12 protein-coding genes are annotated in these 16,343 nt (G+C 69.0%); 5 read left to right on the forward strand and 7 right to left on the reverse strand.

Features of this window, described 5'->3' with window-relative positions; all coding sequences use genetic code 11:
- Positions 1 to 56 precede the first annotated feature (56 nt).
- The gene (gene dxs / locus OX958_RS19800; protein WP_270130407.1) at positions 57 to 1,949 is read right to left on the reverse strand and encodes a 1-deoxy-D-xylulose-5-phosphate synthase; all 1,893 of its coding nucleotides are present in this window, start codon (positions 1,947 to 1,949) and stop codon (positions 57 to 59) included.
- Between the two features lie 156 nt (positions 1,950 to 2,105).
- On the opposite strand from dxs, the gene OX958_RS19805 reads away from it, so the two are divergent.
- Entirely contained in the window at positions 2,106 to 2,618 is a 513-nt protein-coding gene (locus OX958_RS19805; RefSeq protein ID WP_270130408.1) for a DUF402 domain-containing protein, read from the forward strand.
- Between the two features lie 19 nt (positions 2,619 to 2,637).
- On the opposite strand, the gene OX958_RS19810 is transcribed toward OX958_RS19805, so the two are convergent.
- Together OX958_RS19810 and rfbB are read right to left on the reverse strand one after the other, a co-directional pair.
- A complete protein-coding gene (locus OX958_RS19810; RefSeq protein WP_270130410.1) occupies positions 2,638 to 4,449 on the reverse strand; it encodes a LamG domain-containing protein in 1,812 nt (603 codons plus the stop codon).
- A gap of 125 nt (positions 4,450 to 4,574) precedes the next feature.
- Positions 4,575 to 5,570 (reverse strand): dTDP-glucose 4,6-dehydratase, encoded by a 996-nt coding sequence (gene rfbB, locus OX958_RS19815; protein WP_270130412.1) that lies wholly within the window; start codon positions 5,568 to 5,570, stop codon positions 4,575 to 4,577.
- A gap of 70 nt (positions 5,571 to 5,640) precedes the next feature.
- On the opposite strand from rfbB, the gene OX958_RS19820 reads away from it, so the two are divergent.
- Entirely contained in the window at positions 5,641 to 6,135 is a 495-nt protein-coding gene (locus OX958_RS19820; protein WP_270130414.1) for a DUF402 domain-containing protein, read from the forward strand.
- On the opposite strand, the gene OX958_RS19825 is transcribed toward OX958_RS19820, so the two are convergent.
- On the reverse strand, positions 6,132 to 7,634 hold the full coding sequence (locus OX958_RS19825; protein WP_270130416.1) for a CocE/NonD family hydrolase: 1,503 nt from the start codon (positions 7,632 to 7,634) through the stop codon (positions 6,132 to 6,134). The two genes, OX958_RS19820 and OX958_RS19825, sit on opposite strands and share 4 nt — an antisense overlap.
- A gap of 129 nt (positions 7,635 to 7,763) precedes the next feature.
- Between OX958_RS19825 and OX958_RS19830 the strand changes: the two genes are divergently transcribed.
- Together OX958_RS19830 and OX958_RS19835 are read left to right on the forward strand one after the other, a co-directional pair.
- Positions 7,764 to 9,671, forward strand: a complete 1,908-nt coding sequence (locus tag OX958_RS19830) for a Na+/H+ antiporter (protein WP_270130418.1) — start codon at positions 7,764 to 7,766, stop codon at positions 9,669 to 9,671.
- Entirely contained in the window at positions 9,671 to 10,087 is a 417-nt protein-coding gene (locus OX958_RS19835) for an HIT family protein (RefSeq protein WP_270130420.1), read from the forward strand. Before OX958_RS19830 ends, OX958_RS19835 begins: the two co-directional genes overlap by 1 nt.
- A gap of 21 nt (positions 10,088 to 10,108) precedes the next feature.
- On the opposite strand, the gene OX958_RS19840 is transcribed toward OX958_RS19835, so the two are convergent.
- A complete protein-coding gene (locus tag OX958_RS19840; protein WP_270130422.1) occupies positions 10,109 to 11,746 on the reverse strand; it encodes an alkaline phosphatase D family protein in 1,638 nt (545 codons plus the stop codon).
- Positions 11,747 to 11,897: 151 nt separating this feature from the next.
- Between OX958_RS19840 and OX958_RS19845 the strand changes: the two genes are divergently transcribed.
- On the forward strand, positions 11,898 to 14,924 hold the full coding sequence (locus tag OX958_RS19845; protein ID WP_270130423.1) for a S8 family peptidase: 3,027 nt from the start codon (positions 11,898 to 11,900) through the stop codon (positions 14,922 to 14,924).
- A gap of 61 nt (positions 14,925 to 14,985) precedes the next feature.
- Here the strand turns inward: OX958_RS19845 and OX958_RS19850 are convergent, their stop codons facing one another.
- Positions 14,986 to 15,543, reverse strand: a complete 558-nt coding sequence (locus OX958_RS19850; RefSeq protein ID WP_270130425.1) for a HEAT repeat domain-containing protein — start codon at positions 15,541 to 15,543, stop codon at positions 14,986 to 14,988.
- A gap of 33 nt (positions 15,544 to 15,576) precedes the next feature.
- Positions 15,577 to 16,167, reverse strand: coding sequence for a DUF3558 family protein (locus OX958_RS19855; protein WP_270130427.1), 591 nt, complete (start codon positions 16,165 to 16,167; stop codon positions 15,577 to 15,579).
- Between the last annotated feature and the right edge of the window lie 176 nt (positions 16,168 to 16,343).

Below are 16,343 nucleotides of genomic sequence, written 5' to 3' on the forward strand. Positions count from 1 at the left end.
GCCAGAGCCGTCGCCGCCGGGGAGCCGCGGAGTGACGTCCCCTCGCCGGTCCCCCGTCAGGCGCCGCCCGGCCTGCCGCTCGCGGTGTCTGACTCACTGGTGATCGCGTCCCCTTGCTTGGCGATCATCTCTATCACGTCCCGGGCCACTCCCTGGCCGGTCAATCCGATCGCCTGCAGGATCACGTCACGCTTGGCGTGGTCGAGGAACTGCTGCGGGATGCCGAAGTCGCGCACCGGGATGGTGACGCCGGCATCGCGGAGCGCCTGCGAGATCGCCGCACCGCAGCCACCGGCGCGGCCGTTGTCCTCGATCGTCACGACGAACTTGAACCTGCCGGCCAGCTCGATCAGTTGCGGGTCGACCGGCTTCACCCAGCGCGGGTCGACCACGGTGACGCCGAACCCCTGCGCCTCGAGGCGGCCGGCGACGTCCACGGCGGTGGCGGCCATCGAGCCGATGCCGACGATCAGTACGTCGGTCCCGGTGCGCACCAGGACGTCGCTGCCGCCGACGCGGTCGATGGCCTCGAGGTCGGGGAACACCTCGCCCTTCGCGTACCGCAGTACGGTCGGGGCGTCGTCGACCTCGACGGCCTCGTTGAGCAGCTCGCGCAGCCGGCTGCCGTCGCGCGGCGCCGCCAGGCGGAGGCCGGGGACGAGCTGCAGGATCGACATGTCCCACATGCCGTTGTGACTCGCGCCGTCGTCACCGGTGACCCCGGCGCGGTCGAGCACGAAGGTGACCCCGCACTTGTGCAGCGCGACGTCGAGCAGCAGCTGGTCGAAGGCGCGGTTCAGGAAGGTCGCGTAGAGGCCGACCACCGGGTGCAGGCCGCCCATCGCGAGGCCGGCGGCGCTCGTCACGGCGTGCTGCTCGGCGATGCCGACGTCGAAGATCCGGTCGGGGAACTCGGCCGCGAACGGCGCCAGCCCGGTCGGGTGCAGCATCGCGGCGGTGATCGCGACCACGTCGGGACGGCGGTGGCCGATCTCGACGATCTCCTCGGCGAACACGTCGGTCCAGCCGCGCGGCTTGCTCTTCGGCCGGACCTGGTGGAAGTTGTCCTCCTCGTCCTGCACGGCGGCGGCGTACCCGAAGCCCTTCTGGGTGACCGCGTGCACGATCACCGGGCCGCCGAACGCCTTCGCCTTGGTGAGCGCGTCCTCCATCGCCTGCCGGTCGTGGCCGTCCACCGGGCCGACGTACTTGAGGCCGAGGTCCTCGAACATGCCCTGCGGCGCGACCATGTCCTTCAGGCCCTTCTTCACCCCGTGCAGCACCTCGTACATCGGGGGGCCCACGTACGGCGTCCGGCCGAGGTTCTTCTTGACCAGGTCGAGGATCTTCTCGTACCGCGGGTTGGTGCGCAGGCTGGTCAGGTGGGTGGCCAGCCCGCCGACGGTCGGGCTGTAGGAACGCCCGTTGTCGTTGACGATGACGACGAGCTTGAGGTCGTCGGCCGCGGCGATGTTGTTGAGCGCCTCCCAGGCCATCCCCCCGGTCAGGCCGCCGTCGCCGATCAGCGCGACGACGTGCCGGTCCTCGCCGCGCAGCCGGTACGCCTTGGCCAGGCCGTCGGCATACGACAGGGAGGTCGAGGCGTGGCTGTTCTCGACCACGTCGTGGTCGGACTCGGCCTGGCTCGGGTACCCCGAGAGTCCGCCTTGCTGACGGAGCGTGTCGAACTGCGCCGCCCGGCCGGTGAGCAGCTTGTGCACGTAGGTCTGGTGCCCGGTGTCGAAGACCAGCCGGTCACTGGGCGACTCGAACACCCGGTGCATGGCGAGGGTGATCTCCACCATGCCCAGGTTCGGACCCAGGTGGCCGCCGGTGCGGGACACCGTCTCGACCAGGACGTCACGGATCTCCGAGGCCAACTCACGCAACTGAGAATCGGTCATTCCTTTGAGGTCCGCCGGGCCATCGACGGTCTCCAGAACGCGCATCGAGCTCCTCCGCAGGTTGTCCTCGAAGTCTTGAGTCTATGCACGGACAGCGACGAATCCGAACTCAGCCGGGGCGAGAGGTGCATTTCTCACACTCCCACGGCCCCACCGGCCCGCTTGCTCGCTTGTGATGCCACCCTCACCTAGAGTCATGGCATGAAGACGGTGAGGACACTCTTCTGCAAGTACGACCGGCGCCCGCACCGCTTCGTCGAATCCATCCACCTGGGCGACGACGAACACGGCCTCTGGGTCGGCTCCCTCCCCGGCTCCCGCGCCCAGCGCGCCGACGGCACCTGGGTGACGATCGACCACCACCGAGTCCGCCTCTACCCCCACGGCCAATGGTGGAGCGCCCTCTTCAACGACGCCCCCCACCCCACCCGCGTCTACTGCGACATCACCATGCCCCCGGAGTTCGGCGTCGACTCGGTCACCGCCGTGGACCTGGACCTCGACGTCCGCCTGCTCCGCGACGGCACCGTCAAGGTGATGGACGAAGACGAGTTCCTCCTCCACCAGAAGCTCTACTCGTACCCACCCCAGGTCATCGCCACCGCCGAAGCCACCTGCGCCTGGGTGGTCGCCAACATCACCACGGCAGAGCCGTTCACCACGGTTTACCAGGAGTACCTGGACAAACTCCGCTCGCTGTCCCTTCACGGCTGAGGGACAGCGAGCGTCACGGCTAGGAGCCGCAGTTACTGAGGTCCGGGTAGTCCTGGCAGAGGCGCTGGGCCTGGGCTTGACCGGAGTACACGCGGAGGTCGTCCAGGCGGCCGATGAAGGACTTGCCGGAGGTCCGGGCGGCGCCGACGACCGTGGTTCCGGTGCGGAGCGGGGTCCCTGAGTAGGTCTGGGTGGAACCGCTGGACGAGCGGAGGTCGACGGTCAGAACCAACTTGGCGGCCGGTTCACCGATGCCGTTGACGTCGAGGCTGGAGAAGGTGGCTGCCAGCACGGTCCAGCTGGTGAGGAACTCGCGGTCGACGGTCGCGGTCGCGAGGGTCTCGGTGGACGACTTGGCGTCGCCGCGGGCGAAGATCCACTGGCTGCTGAACTGGTCGACCGGCTTGTACTCGAGGCGCCAGCTGTCCTTGCCCGTGGTTCCCTGCCGGACGATGACCATCGGCTTGTCGAGGTCGCCGACCTTGACGCGCAGGGCGACGGTGAAGGTGCTGCCGCCGTCGATGACCGACGGGCTGAGCGTTACCGACTCGCGAGCCTTGCCGGTCAGCTCCAGCACCCGACCGCGCTCCTCGTCGTCGACGAAGGCGCCGGACTGATTGCTGGTAGCGCCGAAGCCCGCCACCGTGAGGTCAGCGCCTCGCACGGCTTCCGGGGTGCGCCAGACGTTGTTGGGGGCCTTGGCCGCATTGTCGAGCGGCCAGTACGCCGCCAGGCCGGCGGTGACGCCGTCGTTGATCCGCGGTTCGACGATGCCGGGGATCTCCTCCGCGACGAGCACGCGCTGCCAGACGTTGACCTGATCGAGGGAGCCCGCGAAGTTGCCGGTGAAGGCCGCGGCGTACTTACCCCGGCCGACCGTCAAGGGGCCGGTGGCCTGCCAGGCCGGCGTGCTCGGCGAAGTCGCGGTCTGCTGCAGCCGGCCGTTGACGAAGAGCTGAAGCGCGCCGGTGGTCGCGTCGTAGGTGCCGATCAGGTGGATCCAGGCACCGTTGACCGGAGCTTCCTTGGAGCTGGCCCGGTAGCGGGCCGGGTTCCTGACGTCCGCCGACGTACGGGCGAAGACCCAGCGCTTGGCGGGAGCGTCGTAGTACAGGCCGAAGGCGCTGCTGTTCGTGCCCGGTACCGCTGCCACCACGCCATTCTTGGTCGCGTTGGTCGGCCGGACCCAAGCGGAGACTGTCAGGCTCTTCGAGGTGTCGACCACGGGATCGGCGGCCTGGGCATAGTCATCGGCGCCATCGAGGGCGAGCGAGCCGTTGACCCGGCCCTTGCCGTCGAAGGCGCCACCGTTGGTGACCGTCAGCGGGTGGGCCGGGGTCGCGGCGTCGGCGGCCGTCGTACCGGAGCCGTCGTCGAAGGACCAGGAGCCGATGGGCTTGGGCCGCGGTCCGGCATTGAAGCGGAAGTACGCCGTCGTACTGGACTGGCCGATCTCGTTGATGCTGACAGCCTGCAGCTGGCTGAGTCCGCCACCTGTCGGGGTCAGCGAGACAGTCACGCTGGTGCCGGTCACTTCTTCGGTCACCGAGCCGAACTTGTACCACTGCCTGACCACATCGGGTGACGTCGCGGTGATCGTGAAGATCACCGGCTCACCGGTGACGGCGGTCTCCGGGCAGGTGTTCTGGCCCAGGCAGTTGAGGATCTCCACGCCCTTGTACGTCGCGGTGATCTGCGGCGGAGCCGGCGGCACCGGCGGGTCATCCAGCGTGTTCCCTGCCGCCTGCATCCCGGTCAGTCCTGCGATCGCAAGACTCAGCGCCGCGACAACCGCCGCTCCGCGCACGCCTCGGATACCCCACCTGGCCATGAAACCCTCCCCCTCGCCGTCGGACTCCAGCAGCCAGGCGGCCGGATCATCATGGGGCCTTGGGCAACCGCCGTCCATGGATCCATCGGTATTTGCAACAAGCTGCAACCGCTGCAACGCCCCGGTCAGCGCCCGAGGAGTTTGTACTTCGCCTCGGTGGCGGACTTGGCCGGCTTCCACCAGGCCGAGTTCTCGCGGTACCACTCGATCGTGGCTCTCAGGCCCGCGGTGAAGTCGTACGTCGGCGCCCAGCCCAGTTCTGTGCGGAGTTTGGTGGTGTTGTTGGAGTAGCGGAGGTCGTGGCCGGGGCGGTCGGGGACGTGGTCGTAGGCGTCGGCGGGGTGGTTCATCAGGGTCAGGAGCTCGGAGACGATCTGGCGGTTGCTGCGTTCGTCGCCGGAGCCGATCAGGTAGGTCTCGCCGATTCGGCCGGCGGTGATGATGCGGTGGACCGCGGTGTTGTGGTCGGTGACGTGGGTCCATTCGCGGACGTTGTCGCCGGCGCCGTAGAGCTTGGGGCGGTCGCCGAGCAGGACGTTGGTGATCTGGCGCGGGATCAGCTTCTCGACGTGCTGGTAGGGGCCGTAGTTGTTGGCGCAGTTGGAGATCGTGGCCTGTACGCCGTACGAGCGGACCCAGGCGCGGACCAGCATGTCGGAGCCGGCTTTGCTGGCGGAGTACGGGCTGGACGGGTCGTACGCCGTCTGTTCGGTGAACTGGTCGTCCGAGTCCAGCGGGAGGTCGCCGAAGACCTCGTCGGTGGAGATGTGATGCAGCCGAACCCCGTGTTTGCGGACCGCTTCGAGCAGCGTGAAGGTGCCGACGATGTTGGTCCGGATGAACGGGGACGGGTCGTTGAGCGAGTTGTCGACGTGGGACTCGGCGGCGAAGTGCACGACGACGTCGGTGTCGCGGACCAGACCGTCCACCAGCGAAGAGTCACAGATGTCGCCGTGCACGAAGGTGATCCGGTCGGAGACGGCATCGAGGTTGCGCTGGCTGCCCGCGTAGGTCAGCAGGTCCAGCACGGTGAGCTCGACCTCCGGAAAGCTCCGCACGGTGTCGTGCACGAAGTTCGAGCCGATGAACCCTGCCCCGCCCGTGACCAGCATCCGCCGCATGACAGGCAGGATATCCACAGGCCACGGGATCGGTCCGCGCGCTGACCGCAACCGCCGGTACGGTGACGGCATGCGGAACGTCCGGGTGGTTTATCGCAAGTACGACGAGAAGCTCCACTGGCACCAATGGATGCAGTACCTGGGTGAGGACCAGTACGGCGTCTGGCTCGGCGCGCCGCGGGACTCGGTCTCCCAGCGCGGCGACGAGCCGGAACTGAAGCACGAGCAGGCCCATGTCCAGCTGTTCCCGCGGGATCGCTGGTTCACCGCGATCTTCAACGACGAACCGCGCTCCACCGAGATCTACGTCGACGTCACCACCCCGGTCGAGTTCGGCGACGACCAGGTCACGATGATCGACCTGGACCTCGACGTGATCCGCAAACGCGACGGCACGGTCTTGGTCGACGACGAGGACGAGTTCGCCGAGCACCAGGTCAAGTACGGCTACCCCGCCGACGTGATCGAGCAGGCTCAGGCGACCGCCGACTGGCTGGTGACGGCGGTCGCCTCCGAGGAGCCGTTCCTGACGGTCTTCAAGACGTACCTCGACAAGGTCCGCTAGCGCACCCGGTGCAGCCGGAGCGACACGTCGGTCAGGCGTAGCGTGCTCGGGATGGTTCCGTTCTGACCGGCGAACATGTCGGCGACCGGCGACACCGTCAGGTACAACGTCTTCCCCGCCGGTACGTCGACCGCGATTCCAGGGAGGTCGACGGTCCTGCGGGCTCCGCGCACCGGGCGCTGCTCCCGCAACGGCATCGTGTTGTTCTGCACGACCTTCGCATCCAGCGGCGACGTGCCCACACTGAGCGCGAAGAAAGCAGCCGCGTTCGGCAGCGAGCTGCTGACCTTCGCCTTGAGCTGCGGAACCCCCGCGACGGTGATCGGCCCCTTCGCCAGCACCGTGGTCGCGCTGCTGATCCGCCCCAGCCGGTACTGCGTGTTCGGCGCTAGGCTTCGTTGCGTCAGGCAACGACCATCGGCGGTGGCCAGGTGGTACTTGCCGAAGCCGCCCAGCCCGGTCTTCTCGTGCTTCAGGTTGAGCGCCAGGAACCGCTGCGCGAGAGCACCGAAGGAGGCCGACCCGAGTGCGATCGAGCACGGGTCCCCCGGTGTCACGAAGCCGGGCGGCAGCACGCTCGGCAACGTGTGCCCGGCGTTGTAGCCGACGAACAGCGACTTGGCCCGGGCGCGTCCGGTGAGTGCCCGGTCGAAGTTCTGCAGGCCCTGGTTGAGGTTGAACAGGTTGTCCGACAGGCCCTGGCCGATCAGCACCGGAACGTCGAGCTTGCGCCCGTGCTTCACGTGCCAGGCCGGGCCGTTCTTGGCGAAGAACGCGTCCAGGTCACGCCCGGCCTGACCGCGAGGCCAGTGCCCGGTGGTGATCAGCGCGACGAAGCCCGCGGAGACGGCCGGCGGAAGGTTCTTGCCGCCACCCGCGAAGAGGATCGACAGCCACAGCGTCCGGGCGGCCTCCGAAGGTGCCAGGCTCTGCTTCAGGTCCCACCAGGTGATCTCCGGCGCCAACGCGTCGAAGCGGGTACGCCCCTTGTCACGCAGCTCCGTGAAGGCCCCCGCGAACTGGTAGCCACCGCCGTACGAACCCCCGATCGCGCCGATCAGCGGATCGCCCGGCCGTTGCTTCGTCACCCAGCCGAGGCCGGCGACGAGGTCGACCAGCTTGATCACGTCGCGGCCTTCGAGCTCCGGGTTCATCACGTGCGCGACACCGGTCGACTCGCCGAAGCTACGCTGGTCGAAGCTCAGCACGCCGTACCCGGCGTCGAGGTAGGACTTGAACGCGGCAGCGTCCTTGGTCCGGCTGCCACCCCAGCCGTGGCTGTGGAAGATCAGCGGCACGGTTCGGGCCCGGGAGGCAGCGGCCGGCTGGAAGAGCGAGTAACAGATCCGCACCGGCGTCGCCGTACCGGGCTCCGGCACGCTGTCCACACACGCGTTGGTGGTGGTCACGCTGTCGGCCGCCGTCGCGGCGGACGGCAGCCAGACCGGGGTGACGAGGGCGGCGACGGTCGCCAGGCTGACGGTGATGCGGCGGTACATGTGACCCCCAGTGAGCGGGCGGACTCGATGCGCACAAGGTAAACGATCCGAACTGCCGGCAACAGGGCGCGTACTCCGCTGTGGGCGAACCGCGCGGCAACAGCACACGCGGCCTGCGACACTGTGCCGGTGGATATCGCGATCGAGATCGTTGCTCTCGTCGCCGTGGTCGCGGCTGGTGCCGCGCTCGCCCGGCGAATCGGGATCTCGGCTCCCCTCTTACTCGTCGTCATCGGCGTCGCCGCGTCGTACCTGCCGTTCGTGCCGCGGGTCGAGCTGTCCCATGAGGTCGTCCTGGTCGGCTTCCTGCCGCCGCTGCTGTACTCCGCGGCGATCAAGACCAGCCTCGTCGACTTCCGCAAGCACCGCCGGTCGATCGGCTTGCTGTCGATCGGCCTGGTCGCCTTCACCACGGTCGGCGTCGGACTGGTCGCGTACTGGCTGCTCGGCGAAGGCATGGTCGGCTCGGGCCAGGAGCCGCTTCCCCTGTGGGCGGCGTTCGCGATCGGCGCCGTCGTCGCACCGCCCGACGCGGTCGCGGCCACCGCGATCGCCAGGAAGGTCGGCCTCCCCCGCCGGGTCGTCACGATCCTCGAGGGCGAGAGCCTGGTCAACGACGCCACCGCGCTGGTCTGCCTCCGGACGGCGATCGCCGCCGCCCTGATCACGCCGACCTTCCTGCACGTCAGCCTCGACTTCCTCCGCGCCGCCGGGGGCGGCGTACTGATCGGCCTGGTCGTCGCGATCGTGCTGGCCAAGGTCCGCAAGCGCTTCACCGACCCGGTGCTGGACACGACCCTCAGCCTGACCGCGCCCTTCATCGCGTACGTCGCCGCCGAGAACCACTACGTGCACGCCTCCGGGGTGCTCGCGGTGGTGGTCACCGGCCTGCTGCTCGGTCACAAGGCGCCGATCATCCAGTCCGCGGCCTCGCGGATGTCCGAGCGGACCAACTGGCGCACCTTCCAGTTCCTGCTCGAGAACACCGTCTTCCTGCTGATCGGCCTGCAGACCCGGTGGATCCTCGACGACCTCTCGGAGAGCCCGCTGTCCGGCTGGACCATCGCGCTCGCCACGATCGGTGTCTTCCTGGCCACCGTGCTGCTCCGCCCGATCTGGCTGTTCCCGGTCACCTACCTGTCCCGGCGCATCCTCGGCCGGTCGAGGCCGGGCCCGGTCTCCGTGCAGGCCCTGATCGTCGTCTCGTGGGCCGGCATGCGTGGGGTGGTCACGCTGGCAGCCGTCTTCGTCCTGCCCGACGACACCCCGCACCGCGAAGTACTGGTCTTCATCGCCCTCGTCGTGACCGCCGGAACCCTGCTGCTGCAGGGATCGACCCTGCCCTGGCTCGTACGCCGGCTGCGCCTGCCCGGTCCCGACCCGGCAGAGGACGCACTGCAGGAGGCCGCCGTACTGCAAGGCGCTCACCGGGCCGCCGAGATGAAGCTCAGCGAACTGGTCACGCCGGACGATCCGCCGGAGGTCATCGCCCTGCTGCGTCAGCGCGGCGAGTCGCGGGCACTCGCTGCCTGGGAGCGGCTCGGCCGGCCCGAGACGGATCTGGAGACGCCGAGCGAGGCCTACCGCCGGCTGCGGATGGCGATGCTCAAGACCGAGCGAGCCCACATCCTCAAGGTCCGCGACGAAGGGCTGGTCGCCGACGAGGTGCTGCAGCGCGCCCAGATCCAGCTCGACATCGAGGAGTCGATCCTCGACCGGGTCGAGGCCGACGACGTCGGTGGGCAGTCGGAGAACCTGGTCGCTCCCCCGACGCCGGCCGCCGAGTGCGAGCACCTGGCCTCGGCGCCTTGCGTGATCACGCCGACGACGCCCGAGGGCTGCGAAGAGTGCCTCGCCGAGGGCGCCACCTGGGTGCACCTGCGGTTGTGTCTGGGCTGCGGTCACGTCGGCTGCTGCGACTCGTCGATCGGGCGGCACGCGGACCTGCACTTCGACCGGACCCGGCACCCGGTGATGCGCAGCTTCGAGCCGGGCGAATCCTGGCGCTGGTGCTTCGTCGACGAGAAGCTGGGCTGATGGCGGACTGTCTGTTCTGCTCGATCATCGCCGGTACGACGCCGGCGCACGTCGTCTACGACACCCCTGAGGTGCTCGGCTTCCTGGACATCAGGCCGGTGTTCAAGGGCCACACGCTGCTGGTACCGCGGGAGCACGTCCCGACGCTGGTCGAGTTGCCGGACGAGCTCTCGGTGCCACTGTTCGGCGCGGCTCGCTCGGTCGCGGCGGCCGTCCGGACGGCGTACGACGCCCAGGGGTCGTTCGTTGCCATCAACAACGTGGTCTCACAGTCGGTTCCGCACCTGCACGTCCACGTCGTACCCCGCACCAAGGGCGACGGTCTGCGCGGCTTCTTCTGGCCGCGCACCAAGTACGCCGACGACGCCGAGGCAGCGCAGTACGCGGAAAGGCTCCGGAGCACCCTCACCGAATGAGCTCCGGAGCCTGCCCCTGCCCTACGGGCGCTGGGTCTCCCAGGCGATGGTGTCCGGGCCGGCGGCAGCGGTACGGAAGGCCGCGGCCTGCGGGGTGTCGCCGGTCTGCTGCAGACCGGGGTGGCGGTCCTCGATCGTGAACTGCGCGCGGGTGAAGACGTCGGCGCCCTTGCTCTGGACGGCGCGGACGCAGCGGAAGTCCGCGACCATCGACTCCCGGGTGATGGTCGTGTTGACGTAGCCGCGCAGGTTGTTCTGGAACCGCAGGTGCGGGTTCCAGCGAAGCCACGGGTGCGCGCCCGAGGCCGAGTCGGCACCGTTGCCGCCGGTGGTGATCGAGGAGCAGACCAGTTCCGAGCCGACCGTCCGCGAGGTCGGGTCGTCGTAGTCGAGCTTCAGGTCGGACGCCCAGTGCGCGTGCACGTCACCGGTCAGGACGACGGCGTTCCGCACCCGCGCGTCGACCCAGCCCCGGGTGATCCGGTCCCGTGAGGCGACGTAGCCGTCCCAGGCATCCATCGAGGTCAGCTTCACCGGCCCCTCGGTGTTGTCGCGCTGGGCGAAGAACACCTGCTGGCCGAGCACGTCCCAGCGGGCCTCCGATCGGCGGAACCCGTCGATCAGCCACTTCTCCTGCCGCGCACCCGTGATCGACCGCTTCGGGTCGACCGCCGCCGGGCAGTCCTTGTACCCGTCGCCGCAGCCCTGGTCATCGCGGTACTGCCGGGTGTCGAGCATGTGGAAGGTTGCCAACTCCCCCCACTTCACCCGGCGGTAGAGCTGCATGTCGATCCCCCGCGGCTTCGAGGTCGCCCGCAGCGGCATGTTCTCGTAGTAGGCCTGGAACGCGGCGGCCCGGCGCTCCAGGAACCCGTCCTCCGGCTTCTCCGGGATCTCGTCGGCCCAGTTGTTGTCGACCTCGTGGTCGTCCCAGACCACCAGCCACGGCGCGACGGCATGCGCGGCCTGCAGGTCGAGATCGCTCTTGTACTGCGCGTGCCGCTGCCGGTACGAGGCCAGGGTCGTGGTCTCCGGTCCGTCGTGGTCGCGCACGTTGCCGCCTGGGGCGACATAGGTGTTCTTGGTGTACTCGTACTGGTAGTCGCCCAGGTGCAGCACCAGATCGGGCCGGTCCTCGGCCAGCCGCCGGTACGCCGTGAACCAGCCGTGCTCGAACTGCGAGCAGGACACGAACGACATCGCCAGCTCACGGGGCGTCGTTCCCCGGGCCGGTGCGGTGAGCGCCCGCCCGGTCCGCGAGACGCGGCCGTCGACACGGAAGCGGTACCAGTACTCGCGGCCCGGGCGCAGTCCGTCGATGGTCACGTGGATCGAGTGCGCGTGCTCGGGGCGGGCGACCGCCACCCCCGAGCGCACGACGTGGTGGAACCGTGGGTCGCTCGCCACCTGCCACTGCACCGGGTACGGGCGAGTCGGCATGCCGCCGAGCCCGTTCTCGGCGAGCGGGTCGATCGCGAGCCTGGTCCAGAGCACGAAACCGTCGGGCCATGGATCGCCGCTGGCGACGCCGAGCGTGAAGGGGTCCTGCGGGATCGGGGTGGCGGCAGCGGTGGTGGCGGTGGTCAGACCGGCGAGGCCGGCGACGGCCGCGGAGGAAGCCAGGCCGGCTTTCAGGACGGATCTACGGGAGGTCTCCATGCCGCGACGTTTCCCCGCCCGAGCGGCCAGTGATTGACCTTCAGGTGACCAATGGATGACAGTGATTGACGAAAGCGGGCTTTAAGGCTTTCTGAAGGCGGCCGCCCAGGATGTGGAGATCCGAAGCTCTGCACCCATGGGGGGACCAACCATGCGATCTCGAAGACTGTTCACTGCCGGAGCCGCGGCTCTGGTGATGCTGGCGGCGACGGCCGTCCAGCAACCGGCGCAGGCCGGACCGGATCCGACGCCGAATCCCACCGAGCAGCGGCTCATCGACGAGGCCGGCCAGGAGGGCACGGTCCGGGTGATCGTCCAGGTCGACCAGCTCGGCGACCAACAGACCGTGCTCGACAACGTCGACGAGGGCACCACGGAGGTCAACCGGACCTACCGTTCCTTCCCGCTGGTCGCGCTCGACGCGGACCAGAAGGCGCTCGAGGAACTGGCGGCCGACCCGAACGTCGTCGCGATCCACGAGGACAAGGTCGGTTCGCCGTCGCTGGCTTCGAGTCTCCCGTTCATCCGGGCCGACCGGGTGCAGCAACTGGGCTTCACCGGAGCGGGCCAGACGGTCGCGATCCTCGACACCGGAATCGACCGGGACCATCCGTACTTCGCCGGCCGGATCGTCTCCGAAGCGTGCTACTCGAGCGTGAGCGACGCGGCCAACCAGGCGTCGCTCTGCCCGGACGGTACGGCGGCCCAGACCGGCGCGGGGGCGGCCGACGCCGAGACCGCGCAGTGCCTCAACGGGACCGCCAACATCTGCCGCCACGGCAGCCACGTCGCGGGCATCGCGGCCGGTGGTGGAACCGGCGTGACGGGTGCTCCGGGCAACGGAGTGGCACCGGGCGCGAACATCATCGCGATCCAGATCTACCACCGCGTCAACAACGGCTGTGACGGCAGTCCGCCGTGTGTGCAGTTCTTCACCTCGGACTTCATCGCCGGTATGCAGCGCGTCTACGACCTGCGCAACTCCTTCAGCATCGCCTCGGCCAACCTCAGCGGTGGCGACGACAGCAACAACACGACGGCCTGCGACGGCAGTTCGGCCAAGGCGTCGATCGACCTGCTGCTCTCGGTGGGCATCACGACCACGATCTCGTCCGGCAACGAGTCCCACCCGGCCGGAGTCGGCGAGCCCGCCTGCGTCTCCACCGCCGTGACTGTCGGCGCGATCGGCGCGAACGGCAGCGGGAACGATGTCGACACCCCGGCGGGCTACTCGAACCGCGGCTCGCTGCTGGACGTGTTCGCCCCCGGTACGTCGATCGACTCGGCCGTACCGGACGACGCCTGGGCCAATCTCCAGGGCACCTCGATGGCCGCTCCCCATGTCGCCGGAGCGATCGCCGCACTGCGTCACGCCTATCCGGCGGCGACAGCGGCGACCCTGCTCGGATATCTGCGTGACTCAGGCGTCGACATCACCTACGCGACGAGCCCGACGGCGAACGTGACGACGCCGCGCATCGATCTGCTCGGGGCGCTGCAGGAAGGCAACAACTCGCCGTCGGTCGGCGTCGACCAGGCAGCGGTCAACGTCGACGAAGGCTCGGCCGCGACCAACGCGGGCGGCTTCGGAGATCCCGAGGGGCGGCCGGTGACACTGGCCGCGTCGCGTGGGGTGGTGACCGATGTGGGCGGCGGCCGCTGGTCCTGGAGTCTCGGCACCAACGATGGGCCTGCTCAGAGCGGTGCCGTGGCGATCACGGTCACCGACGACAAGGGCGAGACCGCGACGGTCACCTTCCAGGTGGCCGTGGCGAATGTCGCCCCGAGCATCGGCATCGACGCCGGACAGCTGACGACGGTTGCCGAGGGCACCGACTTCGCGGTGAAGGCACGCTTCTCGGATCCGGGGTGGGCCGATACCTACAGCGCTTCGGTCGAGTGGGGCGACGGTACGACGAGCACGCCGGCCGCCGGAGTCACGACGCAGGGGCCGCCGACGGATCTGGGACAGATCGTGGGCAACCACGTCTATGCGGACAACGGCTCGTACACAGTGAAGGTGACCGTGACCGACGACGACGGCGGGACGAGTTCCGCGTCGTTCGCAGTACAGGTGAGCAATGTCGCGCCGGCCGTGACGATCGATCCGGCGCAGGTCAAGACGATCACCGAGGGGTCCGTGCTGGCGACGAAGGGATCGTTCGTCGATCCGGGCTGGGGTGACACGTACTCGTCGGAGATCTCGTGGGGCTTCGGTGCTCCGACTTCGGGAGCGTTGATGCTCACCAACGACGGCGCGCCGGCCGATCAGGGTGCGGTGACCGGTTCGCGGGCCTATGGCGACAACGGGTCGTTCACAGTCGGTCTGACGGTCAGCGACGACGACGGGGGCAGCGGGACCGCATCGTTCCCGCTGCAGGTCACGAACGTCGCGCCGACGGCCGCGATCGACGAGAGCGGCGCGACGGTGGTGAACGGCGTACCGACGTTCATCGCGCACAGTGGACAGCCGGTGAGCTTCAAGGCGCGGTCGACCGACCCGGGCAGCGACGACCTGACGCTGAGTTGGAGCTGGGGTGACGGGTCGCCTACGCCAGACGTGACGACGAGTTATCCGGTCAACCCGCCCGGCGCGGACCCGGCGCCGAGTCCGAGCTTGCAGCCGCGCGACGTGACTGACAGCCAGTCGCATGTCTTCGGGTCGGCGTGCAACTACGACGTGGCTTTCGGTGCCGGCGACGACGACGGTGGAGCAGGGGCCGACTCGGCGAAGGTCGTGGTGACCGGCAACGCGAAGCTGACCCGCATCGCGCCCTTGTGGTTCCTGCAGACCCGTTCCGGGCTTCGGCTCCCGCCGATCGATCTACCGGTGAGCACGGTGAACTGCTATCTGCAGGTGGTCCAGCACATGAGTCCGCTGTTCTCGGAGGCCAAGGACGTCTCCACGATGGCCAAGGCGAACAACGTGCTGAGCCTCCAACTGCTGAACCCGAAGGCCGAGTTCGACCGTCAGGCCCTCACCGCCTGGCTGAACTTCGCCGACGGCTCCTTCGACCTCACCACCCGGGTCGACACCAACCTCGACCTCCGCCTCGACAGCACCTTCGGCGCCGTCCTGGCCAAGGCCGAAGCCATCCGGCTCAATCCAGCATCCACCAACACCCAGATCCGGCAGCAGACCCTGCTACTGGAGAAGCTCAACCTGTTGGGCCGGTAGCCCAACGTGTCGTGGCGGGTCCTCACCGGATCCGCCACGACACGTCCAGCGCAAGTTCTGTCTACTGCAGTTCTCGGTCGAGGCGTCGGGTCAACCGCTCAAGCGCTCGGTCCACCGCCACCCGTACTGCGTCATCCGGGTCGTCACGCACCACCTCCAGCGCCGCAACATGCTCGTACTCCCCCGCCGCCCCCACAGCCCGTACTGCGGCCGCGCGGACGCGAGGTAGCTCGTGCTCCAGCATCGGCAGCAGCGCATCCACCAACTGACCCAGCTCGCGGTGAGCGGCGATCCGGGCCACGTGTTCACGCACTCGCCACGCCGGGTCGCCGGCCACCGAGAGCAACGCGTCGACCACGTCATCACGCCAGACGTACAGAAAGACTCGCGCCGCCCAGACCCGGATCCAGTAGAAGTTCACCGGGTCGACCGGCCTGGCCCAGCCGCCTGGATTCTCCGACCCGGTGATCGCCACCAACTTCGGCAGGTCAGCCCCGAAGGCGTCCTCCCCCGAGATCTCGCCGGTCAGGAACGCGACGCACCAGTCGATCACCGCGTCCTCGCCGTATCGCGTGCAGGCCGCGCGGACCACCTCGCGTGGATGTTCCCGCTCCGCCATACCGGACAGTCAAGCGCATCCCGCCGGCAGTTCTCAGCCCCGCGCCAGCACCTCGATCATGAACTCCTTGATCGTGCCCACGCTGGCCTTGCTGCCCGCACCGGAGGTCTGCACGCCGGTCAGCACACCGGCGTGCTCGACCACGGCGTACCAGATCGGCACGCCACTGACCGACGCTCCGATCGCGAAGCCCTGGTCGCCGACCCCCTCGAGCAGTTTGCGGCCGCGCGCCTTCTTCGCCTTGGCCTCGGCGATGACCTTCTGCGAGTACGCCGGATAGAGCGCGCCGTCACCGCGGGTGATGCTGACCGCGCCCGGCCCGTCCACCGGCTTCACCGTCGCCCAGGTGCAGGTGACGTAGCCGCCGCCCTTGCTCATCACGGCCTTGCGCACCGGCAACCCGAGCGTCGCGCTGATCTCCGCCGTCGTGAACATCTCGCACAGCGGCTTGGGCGGCGCCTCGGTCTCCTCCTCGATCGCCGGCAGCGTGTCCTCGGGCACCGGCGCGGAGGTCTTCGGCCGCACGGTCGGCCCGGCGGTGGTCGGTCCGTAGGTGGTCGGCTCCCCGGCCGCGCACCCCGCGACCGAGAGCACCGCCGCGAGCAAGAGCACTGGGTAACGCACTATTTCCCCCCGGAATGAGGCTCGGCCCGCCCGGCCGGCGCATCGACAGCTAACCAGGACTGTATTACGGCCGGCGACCGGGCCGGTGAACGGCTCCGAACGAACCGGTACGGCGGACCGCGAGCGTCAGCCCGCAGTACGCCGTACCGGTGGTGCTCAGGTCAGGCCGGGATCCC

Origin of the sequence: Kribbella sp. CA-293567, assembly GCF_027627575.1 — a bacterium.
GTDB lineage: Bacteria > Actinomycetota > Actinomycetes > Propionibacteriales > Kribbellaceae > Kribbella.